This is a genomic window from Gloeobacter kilaueensis JS1, assembly GCF_000484535.1.
In the GTDB taxonomy this organism is placed as follows: domain Bacteria; phylum Cyanobacteriota; class Cyanobacteriia; order Gloeobacterales; family Gloeobacteraceae; genus Gloeobacter; species Gloeobacter kilaueensis.
In genome coordinates this window covers 777,832-793,388 of record NC_022600.1, presented here as the reverse complement: position 1 = coordinate 793,388, position 15,557 = coordinate 777,832, and the positions used below count along the sequence as shown (strand labels likewise).

At 59.2% G+C, this 15,557-nt stretch carries 15 protein-coding genes; 6 read left to right on the top strand and 9 right to left on the bottom strand.

Going from position 1 to position 15,557, the window contains the following annotated elements; genetic code table 11:
- Window positions 1-157 precede the first annotated feature (157 nt).
- Together GKIL_RS03605 and GKIL_RS03600 are read left to right on the top strand one after the other, a co-directional pair.
- Entirely contained in the window at window positions 158-382 is a 225-nt protein-coding gene (locus GKIL_RS03605) for a hypothetical protein (RefSeq protein WP_023172041.1), read from the top strand.
- A 26-nt stretch (window positions 383-408) separates the two neighbouring features.
- Complete coding sequence (locus tag GKIL_RS03600) at window positions 409-594, top strand: 50S ribosomal protein L32 (RefSeq protein WP_023172040.1); 186 nt, start codon at window positions 409-411, stop codon at window positions 592-594.
- Window positions 595-649: 55 nt separating this feature from the next.
- Here the strand turns inward: GKIL_RS03600 and GKIL_RS03595 are convergent, their stop codons facing one another.
- From GKIL_RS03595 to GKIL_RS03575, 5 genes are all read right to left on the bottom strand, one after another.
- Window positions 650-1,639 (bottom strand): adenosine kinase, encoded by a 990-nt coding sequence (locus tag GKIL_RS03595; RefSeq protein WP_023172039.1) that lies wholly within the window; start codon window positions 1,637-1,639, stop codon window positions 650-652.
- Complete coding sequence (locus GKIL_RS03590) at window positions 1,639-2,784, bottom strand: murein hydrolase activator EnvC family protein (RefSeq protein WP_023172038.1); 1,146 nt, start codon at window positions 2,782-2,784, stop codon at window positions 1,639-1,641. Before GKIL_RS03590 ends, GKIL_RS03595 begins: the two co-directional genes overlap by 1 nt.
- Window positions 2,785-2,838: 54 nt before the next feature.
- A complete protein-coding gene (locus tag GKIL_RS03585) occupies window positions 2,839-3,741 on the bottom strand; it encodes a methylenetetrahydrofolate reductase (RefSeq protein WP_023172037.1) in 903 nt (300 codons plus the stop codon).
- Between the two features lie 382 nt (window positions 3,742-4,123).
- Complete coding sequence (locus GKIL_RS03580) at window positions 4,124-4,573, bottom strand: cupin domain-containing protein (protein WP_023172036.1); 450 nt, start codon at window positions 4,571-4,573, stop codon at window positions 4,124-4,126.
- Window positions 4,574-4,722: 149 nt separating this feature from the next.
- A complete protein-coding gene (locus GKIL_RS03575; RefSeq protein ID WP_023172035.1) occupies window positions 4,723-5,478 on the bottom strand; it encodes an SDR family oxidoreductase in 756 nt (251 codons plus the stop codon).
- A 312-nt stretch (window positions 5,479-5,790) separates the two neighbouring features.
- On the opposite strand from GKIL_RS03575, the gene GKIL_RS03570 reads away from it, so the two are divergent.
- Entirely contained in the window at window positions 5,791-7,464 is a 1,674-nt protein-coding gene (locus GKIL_RS03570; RefSeq protein WP_023172032.1) for a helix-turn-helix domain-containing protein, read from the top strand.
- 53 nt (window positions 7,465-7,517) lie between these two features.
- Here the strand turns inward: GKIL_RS03570 and GKIL_RS03565 are convergent.
- Window positions 7,518-8,647, bottom strand: a protein-coding gene (locus GKIL_RS03565; RefSeq protein ID WP_144080304.1) for an IS3 family transposase whose coding sequence is annotated in 2 segments (ribosomal slippage) — window positions 7,518-8,395 and window positions 8,395-8,647 — 1,131 coding nt in all. Because the reading frame shifts where the segments join, the coding sequence is not laid out codon by codon here.
- Between the two features lie 159 nt (window positions 8,648-8,806).
- Between GKIL_RS03565 and GKIL_RS03555 the strand changes: the two genes are divergently transcribed.
- The 3 genes from GKIL_RS03555 to rsfS all read left to right on the top strand — a co-directional run bounded on the left by GKIL_RS03555 (window position 8,807) and on the right by rsfS (window position 11,872).
- Window positions 8,807-10,723 carry a WD40 repeat domain-containing protein gene (locus GKIL_RS03555; protein WP_023172031.1) on the top strand — a complete coding sequence of 639 codons (1,917 nt, stop codon included), beginning with the start codon at window positions 8,807-8,809 and terminating at the stop codon, window positions 10,721-10,723.
- A gap of 178 nt (window positions 10,724-10,901) precedes the next feature.
- Window positions 10,902-11,510, top strand: a complete 609-nt coding sequence (gene yqeK / locus GKIL_RS03550) for a bis(5'-nucleosyl)-tetraphosphatase (symmetrical) YqeK (protein ID WP_023172030.1) — start codon at window positions 10,902-10,904, stop codon at window positions 11,508-11,510.
- Window positions 11,504-11,872 (top strand): ribosome silencing factor, encoded by a 369-nt coding sequence (gene rsfS, locus GKIL_RS03545; protein WP_023172029.1) that lies wholly within the window; start codon window positions 11,504-11,506, stop codon window positions 11,870-11,872. The genes yqeK and rsfS overlap by 7 nt, the downstream gene beginning before the upstream one ends.
- Here the strand turns inward: rsfS and hpf are convergent, their stop codons facing one another.
- The 3 genes from hpf to GKIL_RS03530 all read right to left on the bottom strand — a co-directional run bounded on the left by hpf (window position 11,873) and on the right by GKIL_RS03530 (window position 15,556).
- Entirely contained in the window at window positions 11,873-12,436 is a 564-nt protein-coding gene (hpf, locus tag GKIL_RS03540; RefSeq protein WP_023172028.1) for a ribosome hibernation-promoting factor, HPF/YfiA family, read from the bottom strand.
- A 173-nt stretch (window positions 12,437-12,609) separates the two neighbouring features.
- Window positions 12,610-14,028: a hemolysin family protein gene (locus GKIL_RS03535; RefSeq protein ID WP_023172027.1), complete on the bottom strand. Its 1,419-nt coding sequence runs from the start codon at window positions 14,026-14,028 to the stop codon at window positions 12,610-12,612.
- 91 nt (window positions 14,029-14,119) lie between these two features.
- On the bottom strand, window positions 14,120-15,556 hold the full coding sequence (locus GKIL_RS03530; RefSeq protein ID WP_023172026.1) for a cryptochrome/photolyase family protein: 1,437 nt from the start codon (window positions 15,554-15,556) through the stop codon (window positions 14,120-14,122).
- Window position 15,557: the final 1 nt, after the last annotated feature.

Sequence of the window (15,557 nt, the reverse complement as noted above, 5' to 3'; positions counted from 1 at the left end):
TAAACTTTTGTAAGCGGCTTTCTCTGTTGATCCCCATGCAACAAAAATTCAAGAGCAAAAGTGATCCATACTCCAGTATTCCCGGCTATAAGGGAGAGACCCGATACACAGTTGCTTTAGTAGTTTTTGGTGAAAAGCGGTTTGGAGGCGGCTATATATGTCTAACGTTATGGTGGAATCGGAGCTTCAGGAGCGGATCCTGGCGGAACTGGCCCGCCAGCCGCGCTCCATCGTACAGCTGACCTACGAGTTGGGCCAGCCACCCTGGGTGGTCTTCAGGGCTGTCCACAATCTCAACCGGCTGGGTGCCGTCGTCTACGCCCCTGGGCGCGGTCAGTGGTGTCTTGTGAGTTTGCGGGCCATCTCCGGTGCGCTATCATAAAAAAGCTTTTTTGCGCATCGATAGTCATGGCTCAGCCTAAAAAGAAGACCTCAAACGCCAAGCGCGACCAGCGTCGCGCCGTCTGGAAGCGCAAGGCGCACACCCAGGCTCAAAAGGCGCTTGCCCTCGGAAAGTCGATTCTCTCGGGCAACAACACCAGTTTTATTTACCCGCAGCCCGACGCGGACGAAGAAGAGCAGGCTGAGGAGTAGTTCTACAGGGACCATAGCAAAGGGCAGCCCGCGAGGACTGCCCTTTGCTGTGGGTTCAATCTGCAGCGAGGATCTGCTCGATCGCCCGTTCATCGATCGCCTCAAGGCGCGGACCGAGCTGAGAAACGACCTGGGCGGCCAGATACGAGGCGAGGCGGCCAGTGGTCAATAGGGGCAGATCGTGGGTGAGGCCATAGAGTAGACCGGCGGCGTAGCTGTCCCCGGCTCCGGTCGAGTCGATCGCTGCCACAGCAAAAGGTTCGATGCGCTGCAGGCGGTTCCCTTGGGCAATGTAGGAACCGGCGGCGCTCATCGTCACCACTGCCGTCTCGCACCAGGCGCGCAGCACCTCGATGGCGGCCTCGGCGGAGCTGGTCTCAGTAAAGACTTCCGCCTCCTCCTGGTTGCCAAACAGCAGATCGACATGTTCGCTCACGATCTGGCGCAGTTCCTGTTTGTGGCGGCGGACGACAAACGGGTCGGAAAGGCTGAGGGCGATGGGCACACCGGCGGCGCGGGCCTGCTCCATCGCAAGGAGCACCGCTGCTTTCTGGCTCGCGGTGTCCCAGCAGTAGCCGGTGACGTAGAGGTAGCGCGAGCGGGCGATAAGATCCGTGTCGATGTCGCTGGGGTCCAGTTGCTGGCAGGCTCCCAGGTAAGTAAACATCGTGCGCTGGGCATCCGGGGTGATCAAGATCACGCTTAGACCGGTAGGCAGGCTGCCTGCCGCCAGATTGGCGTGGACGCCCCAGCGCACCATGCCGTTCTTGTAGGCGCTGCCGTAGGTGTCAGCGCCAATCTTGCCGGTGTAGCAGGTGGTGCCGCCCAGTTGCTGGATGCCGATCACGGTGTTCGCCGCCGAACCGCCCGGTGTGGCGTGGATCGGCAGGCCCGCGAGCCGGGGGATGAGCTGGTCGTACTGCTCGCGGTCGATGAGGCTCACGCCCCCCTTTGGATACCCCAGGCTGGTAAGCAGACTGTCGGGTACCTGGACCTGCAGATCGTAGAGGGGATTGCAGAGGGCAAAGACATCGAAGCGGCTCATCAGGGCAGGTAGGGTACGGGGTTGACGGGGGAGCCGTTGACGCGCACCTCGAAGTGCAGGTGGGGGCCAGTGGCAAAACCGGTGGAGCCGACGGCGGCGATCGTGTCGCCCTTGTGGACGGCCTGACCGACGCTCACGTACAGGCGGCTGGTGTGGCCGTACAGCGTCGAGAGCGTACCGCCGTGGCTCACGATCACACAGCGGCCATACCCCCCGTACCAACCGGCAAACAGCACCGTGCCGTCGTCGGCGGCGCGAATCGGTGTACCGCTGGGGGCGGCAATATCGAGGCCAGTGTGCATCCGCCGCACATGAAAGATCGGGTGGTAGCGTAGGCCAAAACCACTGCTAAAGCGGCCCGTCGTCGGCAGGATCATGCGGCCACTGCCCTGGACGCTGTTGAGGCGATTCTGGCTTGCGATGAGCGTGCGGATCATCGCCGTGATCCGGTGCGAATCGGAGGCCAGCCGCCGCTGGGCGGCCTCGTAGGCGGCGCGCTGGCTGCTGAGGCGGCGCACCAGCTCCGACTGGATGGTGGCCTGCTGGGCGACCTGCGAGCGGCGGGTCGCCAGTTGCTGGGCAATAAGGGCGATGTCGTTTTTCTGGTTTTCGACGGCGAAGCGCTTGCGGCTCAGCTCGCGGCGGCGCTCTTCGAGGGCAAGGAGCATCTGCTGGTCGCGGTCAAAGACCCGGCCCATCTGGTAGCGGCGATCCATCATCGTGTTGAGGTCGCGGCTTGCCAGAATCAAGGCCCACCACTGCTCGGGGCGCTGCTGCTGCAAAAAGCGCAACCGCTGGGTCGTGGCCCGTTGCTGGTCCGCAAAGCGCACCTCGAGGGCCCCGAGATCGCGCGCCAGATAGACGAGTCGCTTCTGGGCCACCGAGAGCTGAAAGCGCGTATCCTGCAGTTTATTGGTGGTAGCGAGCAGATTCTGGCGGATCGAGCCCAACTGGTTACGGGCGGCTACTTCGCGGCGGCGCAGTTGCTGGGCCTGCTGGCGCGCCGATACGATGCGCTGCTGCAACTGGTTTTGTCGCATCTGCAGGCTCTCGATCGTCGGAGCGGCCAGAACGCTGCTGGCGATTACCGCCAGTCCCCCGCCCAGGATAGCGAGGGTGGTTAGCCGTTGCCGAAGGCCAGACATGAGCAACCCGACTCAAAAGTTGGGGACATCGTATCATGATCGCTGCCGCCGCTCTCAAAAACTGGTGAGCGCCGCTACCCCGGCTCGATCGAGAATTTCGGGGATCACCTCTTCCCTGCGAATTGCCATCAGATGCACGCCGTCGCAGATCTGTCTGGCGGCGGCCACCTGCTCGGCGGCGATGACGATGCCTTCCTGCTGGGCCTGGGCACCGGCCCGCTCCAGCCGCTCGATAATCGCCTCCGGGATCGTCACACCGGGCAGGTTGCGGTTGATGTAGAGCGCATTTTTGGCCGACTTGAGCAAAAAGACACCGGCCAGAACGGGCCGCTCGTACTCGCAGGCGATGTTGTCCATAAACCAACCCAGCCGCTTGAAGTCGGTGATGAGCTGGCTTTGAAAAAAGCGTGCGCCCGCTTCGACTTTGCGCCGAAAGCGGCTGCGCAGGCCGGACTCGCTGCCGGATTGCGGATCGATGGCCGCCCCGGCGAACAGGTGGGTCTGGGCGTTGAGGGCGTTACCGGCGCTATCGACGCCCCGATTCAGCCCGTCGATCACCTGCAGCAGGCGCACCGACTCGAGATCGCAGACGGCGCGGGCGCGGGGGTGGTCGCCGCAATCGACCGGGTCGCCCGTGAGGGCCAGGATATTGTGGATGCCCAGCGCCTCCGCTCCGATCAGATCGCCCTGCAGCGCGATGCGGTTGCGGTCGCGGCAGGCGAGCTGACAGATGGGTTCAAGGCCCACCTGCACCAGGAGGGCGGAGGCGGCGAGCGGGCTCATCCGCATGACGGCCCGATTGGAGTCGGTGACGTTGATCGCGTGGACGCGGTCTTTGAGGAGCGATGCTTTTTCAATAAAGGCAACCATGTCTGGGCCTTTTGGGGGCATGACCTCGGCGGTGATCAAAAATGCTTTGCCCGCAATTGCCTTCTCAAGCCGCGTCGTCTGAGCCATGAGCGTGTACCGACAGGAAGAACCGTTCCATGCATCCTATCCGCTATTGGCCCTGTCGCGAACTACACTGCTGCGAGTCGGCTCGCTCGGATTCTGCAGACAGGCTCCAAAAGCCGCAAGTGGCCAGCTAGAACCTGCAAACGCGGCCAAAGGGCTCACTAAAAGGCAGGCACGACCTGAGACGAGTGCCGCCTCTGACCGCTCTGATGCAGGGTTTCGCCTGCCTTTGGCGGCAATAAAGGGGAGGAAGCGATAAAAACTCCCCATCGTTACAGGTCGTGCCCGGTCTGCACTGTCTGGATCTATGACATCGCTCTCCTTTAAGATCCAGCAAGGGGCCACAGCGGTATAACTCCCTGCCAGTGCATTTCTAAAAAACATCTCAGCCTTTTTCATTTGTGGTCAGGTTTGTTTCGTCCGTATTGACCACAAAGACAGCCAGCAGACGTGCGGGTCTGGTGTCGCTGTCATTTTTGCTGACGCCGTGATGATCGCCGGGAACTTCGGCGAAGTTATCGCCGACGCGGTACACCTTTTCTGGGCCATCGTTGACTTTGCTGCGAATTGCACCCTCCAGGACCGTTGCATAGACGAAGGCCGAGTTTGGGTGGGTGTGGGCGGGCGATGAGCCGCCGGGCCGGTATTCGACCAGCACGCCTTTGATGCTCTTGCCGGGCACATTGGGAAGGACGTGATCGAAAACCAACGTTACTTTTTCACCAGATGGACTGCCGCCTGGAGCTGCAAGTAGGGAGAGTCCTGCAGGTACAGAAAAAGCTGCGAACAGGGAGAGTGCTGCGAGTGCGACTCTATGCCGAAATCTCGTAAACATTCAGATTCTCCTGTGTGGATGCGGATAGGGAGTAATAATCTACCGGACAGTTCGCGGACAGGGCGGCGGAGCCGCCGATCGAGGCTCTTGGTCCGTTGCGACGAGATAGCGGACGCACGGCACAGGTTTATGGCAGGAACAAGGCTCAGCTAGGCCACCTGCGCCTGGCGACCGAGCCACTCCTCGAACCGTATCCTCCCCACACGCAGCCTGTCGCCGGGAGTGAGGGAGTGATCGCTTAGTTCTACGCCAAAGTAGCGGGCGTGGATGTCTGTGCTCACCCTGCGGGCGTCCTGGTTTGCGCTTAAGAATCGCTGGACGAGTTCATCGAGACGGAACTTTTCGGGGCCAGCCACCTCGATCGTGCCGTTCGCCGGTGCCCCGAGCGCGATCTCGGTGAGCACAGCAGCAACGTCATCCGACGCAATTGGCTGCACAAGGGCAGGTGAGAGGCGAACGGTTTGTCCATCGGTGGCCGCATCGGCGATGCCGCTCAGAAACTCGAAGAACTGGGTTGAGCGGAGGATCGTGTAGGGAATTTTGGAATTTTTGATCAGCTTTTCCTGGGCCATTTTTGCACGCATGTAACCGCTGTCGGGCAAGCGATCGGCACCGACAACCGAGAGTGCGACGTGCTGTCCCACACCGGCGGCCACTTCTGCGGCAAGGAGGTTGCGACCGGATGTCTCGAAGAACTCCAGAACTGCCTTGTCCTCGAAGGAAGGCGAGTTCGCCACATCGATAACAACCTGGGTGCCTGTCAGCGCCCCTGCCAGTCCTTGGCCGGTGATCGTGTTGATGCCCGATCGCGGTGATGCTGCCACCACTTCGTGCTCAAGTTGACGAAGGTTGTTCACGAGCTTACTTCCGATAAGTCCGCTGCCATCGATAATTACAATCTTCATATCGAATCTCCTGTTTAGTTTGTTGTTTTGCTTGCTCAATGAATGAAGGAGAGCTTCCCCTGCGCCTTTAGCGCCGATGTCACTACCTTAGGAAAGCTTTTGAGGTTTGTCGTTACCTATAAGTTCACCACTTTGCTGTCGATATAATGCGTCTAAATACTCAAAGGCAGGTGAACTATCTCGTCATTTATTTTGGTTTAAATTGGCTGCGCACCCTCGCCTACCGCAATTCCAGCCTCGTCATGCCCGCAACAAAAAGTTCACTTTGCCGCAGGTAAAATCAGGTCACTACCGTCAACGGGGTAAAAGACAATGGATTTAGAGCAAGCTCTGCAAGTTGCTAATTCCGTCGTCTTTGCCAAAGTGGGCAGGCGGCTCAGTGAACTGGAATCGGTCATTTTGTTGGGAGCCCTGCAGGAGCAGACCTACGAGCAAATTGCCGAGGAGTCCGGCTACTCACTCAGCTATATCAAGCGCAACGTCGGTCCCAAACTCTGGAGCTTGCTGGAGCGAGCCTGCGGAGAACCCGTTCGTAAAACCAACTTTCGAGGAGCGCTAGAACAGCAGTGGCGTCGGTCGCTGGTTGGTGCGGCCCAGCCCCAAACTCCAGCCGTTGCACGACCGATTACCCAACCGGAGTCGCCGGATTGGGGGAGTGTTATTGATACAGCTACTTTCTGTGGACGCAGTGAAGAACTGCTGTGTCTTAGGCAGTGGGTGCTGGAGGAACAATGTCGCCTTGTCCTGCTGCTGGGCATCGGTGGAATTGGCAAAAGTACGCTGGCGGCCAGATTGGTGCAGCAAGTTCAATCAGAGTTTGAGGTGGTGGTGTGGCGATCGCTGCAAAATGCTCCACCCTTTGAAGAGTGGTTAGAGTCAGTGTTGCCTGTTCTGCTGCGGGCCCAGGGAGAGGACGTTGCCCTTGCGGGCAGCCTGGATGGGAAACTGCTGAAGCTGATGGAAGGGTTGCGCTCCCGTCGTTGTTTGTTGATTCTAGATAATGTCGAGACGATCTTCAGTGCAGGCCAGCCAGCCCAGTATCGAGTCGGCTGTGGGGAATATGGGCAATTGTTCAAGGCGGTCGGAGAAGTTCTCCACCAGAGTTGCCTGCTGCTCACCGGTCGCGAAAAGCCCAGAGAGGTCGGTCTACTCGAAGGGAAGCAGCGATCGGCCCGAACCTTCCTGCTCAAAGGGCTGGATTCAGAGGCCGGACGGGAACTATTTCTCTATAAAGGCTCATTCAGCGGAACAGATACAGAATGGGAGCAACTGGTGGCCTACTACAGCGGCAATCCCCTGGCGCTGAAGCTTCTGGCAGCCACAACTCAGGATCTTTTTAGTGGCAACATCGCTCAAATATTGAACTATGTGCAGCAGGGATCAGCAGTCTTTGAGGACATTCGAGACTTGCTTCAGCACCAGTTCGAGCGCCTCTCCGAAGTTGAGCAGACGATGCTCTTCTGGTTAGCCATCCACCGGGAGTCAGTCTCGCTATTTGAGCTAAACGAGGATCTTGTGACGAAAGCTTCTCAGCGCAGGTTGCCGGATGCGATGCAGTCGTTGTTGCGCCGCTGTCTCATCGAAAAGGCTGCGCCTACGCCTCTCGAAGCGGGTGAGCAGTTCTTTCTCCAGCCAGTAGTACTGGAGTACGCGACCGATCAGTTCGTGCAGTGCATTACTGAAGAGATTACTGGCCAGACGCCAGGGCGGCTCAAAACTCATGCCCTGCTCAAAGCCCAGGCAAAAGACTATGTGCGCGAGATACAGAAGCGGTTGATTCTGGAGCCGATAGCTGAGCAATTGCGGCTCCAGTTTGGTCATTCGCAGGTTCTTGAACAGCGCTTGAAGACCATGTTGGAGCAGCAACAGCGGCAAGCGCCGCAGCCAGATTATCTGGCCGGTAACCTTCTCAACCTGCTGGTGCATCTGCAAAGCAACTTGCGCGGCTGTAACTTTTCAGAACTCACCGTATGGCAGGCCGACTGACTTGGCCCCGAATAATGATCCGCTGAGAATGTGAGTTTCCAGCTTGGTTTTCCTTATCGTACAGGTGGATGCCGTTGCGGCGACAGCGGAGCCGCGATGGCATTCACCTGTTGCAAAAACTCCATCGGCGTTGCTCCTGCCAGGGCACTGTGCGGACGGTAGTGATTGTAATCCAGCCGCCAAGCCTCGACGATTCGTCTGGCATCCGGCACGCTCAAGAAGTAGTGGGCATTAAGACATTCATCCCGAAATTTCCCATTAAAGCTCTCGATGTGCGGCTTGTCCGTTGGCTTGCCCGGACGAGTGAAGGCGATGAGCACCCCACGCCGCGTTGCCCACTCCGCCAGTGCTCGACAGACGAACTCCGGCCCATTATCAACCAGCAATCGTTCCGGCAACTGCCGCTGGGCCGCCAGGGTTTCCAGCACCCGCACCACCCGCGCTGAGGGCAGGGAGGTATCGACTTCAATTTGTGGGCACTCCCGGCTGTAGACATCGATGATCGTCAAGGTCCGCAGTTTGCGTCCGTCGGCCAGGGCATCCTCGACAAAGTCCAGGCTCCATAGCTGGTTAGGGCGTTCTAAAGCCGGTGCTTCCGGCCTCCCAGACGGTCGGAAGCGGGGTTTACGCTTTTTTGGGCGCACCAGCAATCCCTCCTTGGTGCACAGTCGGTAGATTTTCTTGGCGTTGACCAGCCTGCCTTCCCTTCTCAGCAGCAGTGTCAGCCGTCGATAGCCATAACGCGGACGTTCGGCAGCCAACTGCTTCAGCCGTGCTAGCAACACGGGATCTTCAGTGCGATGACCGACTAACCGGGCGGTGGAGCGGTGCAACCCCAGCAACCGACAGGCTCGCCTCTGGGAAACCTGCAGGTCGGCTTGCAGGTAGGCGGCAGCCTGGCGTTTGGCTGCTGGGGTTAGAATTTTTTTGACAGCACCGCCTTGAGGGCATGAAGGTCGAGAGCTTGGTCGGCGACGATCTGCTTGAGTTTGCGGTTTTCTGCTTCGAGATCCTTCAGGCGCTGAGCTTCAGAGATTTCCATTCCACCGTACTTGGCCTTCCAGCGATAGTAGGTCTGCTCGCTGATACCGTGTCTGCGGCATAGCTCTGCCACGTTAGCACCGGCCTGCCCCTCACCCAGGATGGCAATGATCTGTTCAGTCGTGAAACGGCTTTTCTTCATGGTCTTCCTCGTCAGTGGTGTCGGCTGGAAGACTCACATTCTACGCGGTTCACTTTAGCGGTTGCACGTCACGACTTGCGGCAGGTCAACCTGGCAGGAGTCAACTTTCGGAACGCAGATCTCGCCACATCTGTGTTTGCAGAAACCTTAAGTAGCGTTATGTCAGTCAGCTTTAGCCCGGATGGCAGTTTGCTCGCAACGGGCGATTTGGACGGTAAGATTTGCCTGTGGCGGGTGGCCAGTGGTCAACAGCTTTTGAGATTGCAGGGACATACCGGTTGGATCTGGGCAGTCACCTTCAGTCCTGACGGAAAAACTCTCGCAAGCAGCAGCCATGACTCGCTGATCCGGTTGTGGGATGTGCAGAGCCTCGATTTTGAACAGTCCCATCCGTCAAATTTGATCGAAGCGAGTGCTCCCAGTCATCTCCCAAAAACCTGTCTTAGAACACTGCACGGTCATCGGAGTCGGGTCTGGGCGATCGCGTTCAGCCCCGATGGCCAAATGCTTGCCAGTGGCAGTGACGACCGAACGATTCGGCTCTGGAATGTACACGACGGCACCTGTGTAGCGATTTTGCAGGGCCACACGGGCGGGGTGACTGCAATCCGCTTCAGTCCCGATGGACAGCTGCTTGCGAGTGCGAGCGAGGACGCTTCGATCCAGTTGTGGAGCGTTGCTCACAGAACCTCCCTCAAAACCTTGCAGGGACATACCCGGTGGGTGAGGGCGGTTGCTTTTAGCCGCGATGGTCAAACCCTCGCCAGCGGTAGTGACGATCGCACGGTTCGACTGTGGGAGATACAAACAGGCACCTGCCGCCAGATACTGCGGGGGCATACGGGTTGGGTTACCTCACTCAGCTTCAGTCCCGATGGCCGGACGCTCGCCACTGGTAGCGAAGATGCCTCAGTGCGGTTGTGGAATGTACAGGATGGAACCTGCTTCAAACTGCTGCAAGGCCACAGCAGTTGTGTTTGGGATGTGGCCTTCAACGGCGATGGTCAAACCCTCGCCAGTGGCAGTGCAGACCTTTCAGCTCGCCTGTGGGATATCGAGGATGGCACCTGTCTTAAGACATTTCAAGGGCAAACCAGCGGGGTCACTTCGGTCAAATTCAGTCCAGATGGCTCCCTGCTCGCCAGTGGCAGTTACGACGCCCTGGTGCGGCTCTGGGATGTGCAGCAAGAAACGTGCTCTAGAGATCTGCCAGGACACACAAACTGGATCTGGACAGTGGCGTTTTGTCCGAAGGGCCAGATGCTGGCCAGTGGTAGCAATGACCAAACTGTGCGGCTATGGGATGTGCGGGACGGCACCTGCCTCACAACCCTACAAGGTCATACCGGTTGGGTTTTGTCGATTGCGTTTAGTCCCGACGGTCAGACTCTCGCAAGTACCGGCAACGATCAAACTGTGCGCCTATGGGATACGCGCAATGGCGCTCACCGTAGAACCCTACAGGGCCATACGGGTTGGGTTTGGGCCGTTACGTTCAGCCCAAATGGCTACACTCTGGCAAGTGGCAGCAACGATTGCACCGTGCGGCTATGGGATGCGCGGGATGGCACCTGCCTCACAACCCTACGGGGACATACCGGTTGGGTCTTGTCCGCCGCCTTCAGCCCCGACGGTCAAACTCTCGCAACTGGTAGCCTGGACTGCTCAGTTCGCTTCTGGAATGTGCAGGACGGCACCTGCCTGGCAACATTACACGATCACACCAGTGGAGTGCGCTCCGTTGCCTTCAGCGCCAGTGGCCGTATCCTGGCCAGTGGCAGCGACGATCAAACCATCCGCCTGTGGAATGTCGATGAGCACACCTGCCAGAAAGTCCTGCAAGGGCACGCAAGCCGGGTCAGTTCAGTTCAGTTCAGCCCGGCATCGGACACAGCTTCGATCTTGCTCAGCGGTAGTCAAGATGAAACGATCAGGCTGTGGAATTCGACAACAGGAGAGTGCCTCAAAACGATACGAGTCAATCGTCTCTATGAGGGCATGAACATTCAGGGAGCAACCGGGTTGACTGCCACGCAAACCATCGCCCTTAAAACGTTAGGGGCAGTTGAACATTAACGTCTTTTGCGGAACGAGCTGCTGCCTGCAGGGTGGGACTGGATCGCTTTTCCCCTGGCCGGTGACAGAAGTGGCTCGTCCTTGAGAGTCCTCTGACCTGCTCCAGATTGGTCCGATGTGGGGAGGCAGACCCGTTGACGCTGCTAAGATCGAGGCATTGCGTTTGCAGGAGAGTTCGATGCCGGGTCCAGCACTCAAGACAACCTGGCGCACCCCCGTGCTCGCATGGCTGGAGCAGCACGTGCCGGCCAGACGGCTCACTCACATCCTCGGTGTCGAGGCGACAGCGATCGAGCTGGCCCAGCGCTGGGGAGCGGATCTCGATCGAGCGGGCCGGGCCGGGCTGTTGCACGATCTGGCCAAGTACTTTGGGCCGGAGCAGCTCCTGAGTGAGGCGGAGCGCCTTGGTATCCCCATCGATGCGATCCAGCGCTCCACTCCCCACCTGCTGCACGCCGATGTCAGCGCCGGCCTTGCCCGCGAGCTTTTTGGTGAAACCGACCCGAGCGTGCTCGCAGCGATCGCCAACCACACCCTGGGCAACAGCGACCTCGATATCTTGAGTCAGATTCTCTACGTCGCCGACTGGATTGAGCCGACGCGGCGGGGCGAAGATGTCGAGATCGTGCGCAAGGCGGCGATGGGCAGTCTACGGTCGGCAGTGCTGAGCGGAGCCGAGCAGACTATCCTGGAACTCATCCATAATCGCCGTCTTATTCATCCGCGCACGTTGCTCACCCGCAACTGGGCGCTTTGTTCTCTACAGGAGCCGTCGCAACGTTGCTGATCGATCCCGCTGCATTCGCCCTCGCTGTCGCCGCCGTCCGGGCCGCCGACGATAAAAAAGGCGAGGAGATCGTCGTCCTCGAAGTGGGCCAGGTAACGATCCTGGCCGATTATTTTGTGATCGTCACAGGCAATTCCCGCGCCCAGGTCCGGGCAATCGGTGGCGCGATCGAAGAGAAGATCCGCTTTGAGTGCGAGCGCAAACCGGTGCGCGTCGAAGGGTTGGGCGAGGGCAGCTGGGTGCTGGTCGATTACGGCGATGTGATCGTCCACATCATGCTGCCCTCGGAGCGCGCCTTTTATCAACTCGAAGCGTTCTGGGGCCACGCTGAGCGCGTCGATCTGGCGGGTGTGCTCATCTAGCTAGCGCGGCATGATCAGGCCAAAACCGCCGTGGTTGCGCTCGTAGAGCACGTTGATCTCGCCTGTCTCGACGTTGCGAAAGACAAAAAAATCGTGATCGACCAGGCTTAGCTGTTCGAGCGCCTCCTCGGGGGTCATCGGAGGCATGGCAAAGTACTTGGTGCGCACGACTTCTTTGGGTAACCCCCTGGCGCGGTCGTTGCCGTTAGGAAGGCTAATCGGCTCCTGACCGGCCACCGCCAGGGCTGTCTTTGGCTTTGGTTTTTTTTGGATTCGTTCTTTGTACTTGCGCAGTTGCCGGTGCAACTTGTCAGCCACCAGATCGATGCTTGCATACAAATTTTCTGTCTCCTCTTCGGCGCGGATCACCGCACCGTTCGCCTGCACCGTCACCTCAGCAGAATGACACCGGGAAATGCGCGGATTGCGTGCCACGGATAGATAAACATCTACACCCATTGTAATTTGATCGAAGTGAGAAAAAACCTTTTCCAGCTTGGAGCTGACGTATTCGCGAATGGGCTCGGTGACTTCAATGTTCTTACCGTGGATGGCAAATTGCATACACAGCCTCCTGTGGTGACACGCTACACCCGACAGCAGCCCACTTGCTTTTCAGCTGCGATGTCAGGGCGTTTTCTGTTCCATTCACGTTAGCATCCGCGACTGGCGCTCACGGTTGCAATTAAAAATATCGAGGTAAATTTTTGCTGCGCAATCGACAAGAAAATATATTACTATCCAGAGCCATCGAGGCGGGTCGAGGGGCTGGCCGCCTCGGGTTCGATGCGGCGGGGCAGAACCAGCTGGATGCGCTCGAGGCGCGGTCCTTCCATCTCGAGCACCTTCAATTCAAGTTCGTCGTAGAGGAGCTGTTCGCCCGGTTCAGGCACCTTATGGAGCTGGTACATCAAGAAGCCGCCCAGGGTCTTGTACTCGTCTGAGAGCGGCAGATCAAGGCCCAGATGCTCGTTGACCTCCTCAAGATCGGTCTGGGCCTGGATAATCGCGGTGTGCTCGTCGAGCCGGACGATGTCGAGGGACACCGCTTCGCCCTCGTCGGTGATGTTGCCCACCAGTTCTTCGAGCAGGTTTTCCATCGTCAGCAGGCCCGCTGTGCCGCCAAATTCGTCTACGACGATCACCATCGCCTGGCGCTCGCGCTGCATCTGGGTCAACAGCTCACTGATGCGCTTGTTTTCGGGCACGAACTGGATGGGCCGGGCGAGGGGACCGACGGTATCGCTCAGTTGCACACTCTGATCGCCCAGCCGGGCAATCACGTCCTTGATCGAGATCATGCCCTTGATCACATCGAGGGAGTCCTGGTAGAGCGGATAGCGCGAGTGGCCGGTCTGGGCCACCTCCGTCAGCACCTGCTGAATCGTCGCATCGACGGGCAGCGCATCGATCGAGGTGCGCGGCACCATTACATCGACGGCGACCGCATCGCCGAACTCGAAGACATTTTCAAGCAGCACCTGCTCATCCCTGTCGAGGCCGGAGGCGATGGGAGAGGCGATGAGCAACTGCAACTCCTCGGGGCTGATCGGGTTGGTGTGGGTGTCGAGGGTGGCCCGGATGCCGAAGCTGCGCAGCACCAGCCACGAGGACCAGTTAAGCAGACTCAAAAATGGCGCAAATAGCTTGTAGAAGATTTCGTTTGCCCAGGCAAAGACCAGGGCCGTGCGCTCCGGATACAGGATCGCCACCGACTTGGGGGCGAGTTCTCCGAGCACGATATGCATATAAGTAATTAGCAAAAAGGCCAGGGCCGTGCTCAGGGTATGGAGCAACGCCGGTGCCGCCTGCACCGACAGAAAGCTCACCACTCCCTCCAGCAGAGAAGCGATGGTTCCCTCGCCGATCCAGCCTAAAGCGAGCGAAGCGATCGTGATCCCAAGCTGAGTGGCCGAGAGATAGCGGTCGAGGTCCTTTTGCGAGCGCTGCACCGCCAGGGCGCTGCGGTTGCCTTCCTCGACCAACTGCTCGATGCGGGTGCGGCGCACCGAGACGAGCGAAAATTCGGTGGCGACAAAAAAGCCGTTGAGCAAAACCAGCAACAGAACCGCAACGAGCCGGAACAACACCTCAGGCCACGACAGCACGATATCGGTCGCCGTCGCGGCCATCAGCAATAAAGGAGGTTCTACCATAAAAAGAAAGTCTGCTCAGGCGAAAAGCTCACCATTGCAAATATTTCGGGCCATTATCTTCCGTTTTAGCAGATCTGGGGCTATCTGATCGTCAGTCACTGGTAGAGGTATCTGCTTGTTTTTCGGTGGAGTGGATCTGCCGGTAGCGCTCCTTGAAGATCTGCTGCTGGCTCTTGTGCTCGACGATCGCCTGGGGATAGCCGTAGCGCGAGCGAAACAAGGGCGAGAAGCGCTCAGATTCGACGAGCATGGCGGTATCGACTGGGGCAAGTTCCGGTAGCCAGCGGCGGATGTAAGTGGCCTCGGAGTCGTAGCGGCGCGCCTGGGTCGAGGGGTTGAAGATGCGCAGCGGCTTGGGATCGGTCCCCACCGAAGCGGCCCACTGCCAGCCGCCGTTGTTGGCCGACAGATCGCCGTCTACCAGTTTTTGCATAAAGTAGCGCTCGCCCCACTGGTAAGGCAAAAGCAGATCTTTGGTCAGAAAACTGGCGACGACCATGCGCAGGCGGTTGTGCATCCACGAGACAGTGTTGAGCTGGCGCATCGCCGCATCGACGAAGGGAAAGCCCGTTTCGCCCCGGCACCAGCGCTCGAAGCGCTCGCGGTCGTGGTCGTAGGGAAACTGCTCGAAGGCACGCCGAAAAGGCCGCTCCGCCAGCTCCGGAAAGTGGGCAAGTTCGTATTTATAAAATTCTCGCCAGCCCAATTCCTGCTGCCAGACCGCCAGGTTGGCCCGCTCTCGATCGGCTGGTGCCTTGCGCCAGCTTTCGATCGTGCGCTGCCAGACAGCGCGGATGCCGATGGTTCCAAACTTGAGATGGGCGCTCAGCAACGAGGTGCCGGGCTCCGCCGGGTGGTCGCGCCGCTCGTCGTAGCGGTAGAGAGCCGCCTCGCAGAAGTGATCGAGCAACTTGATCCCTGCCTGCTCCCCCGGTGTGACCAGCAGCTTGCCGGAGAACGGCTTGCCCAGTTCGTCCAGGCTTATAAATGTGCCAGTCTCGACGCTCGGAGCGCTCAGCCGCTCAGGAGCAGCAAACGGCCTGGGCTTGGGCTTAGCGGACCAGTTGCGCCAGAAGGGAGTAAAGACCGTATAGGGTTTGCCCTGGCCGGTGAGGACCTCTGCGGCAGGATGCAGCAGGATCTCAGCGCAGGGGTGGGCGGCGACACCCGCGCCTGCGAGAGCCTCGATCACCTTCTGGTCGCGGGTGCGGGCGTAGGGCTCGATGTCGTCGTTAAAGAACACCGCCTCCGCCCCGAGGGTCCGGGCGAGCACCACCAGTTGTTCGGCAGGCTCACCCCGGCAGACGACCAGGCGGCCACCGAGGTTAGCGTAGGCGCGCTGCAGTTCGGCGAGCGATTCGCGCAAAAAATGGACCCGCGCCGGGGCAGTGTCGTCGCGACCTATAATCGCCGGATCGATCACGAAGACGGCGAGTACCTGCTGGAATTGCTCCGCTGCCCTTGCCAGAGCCGGATTGTCCTGCAGGCGCAGATCCCGGCGATGCCAGACGATGGCGAGCGATGGCACA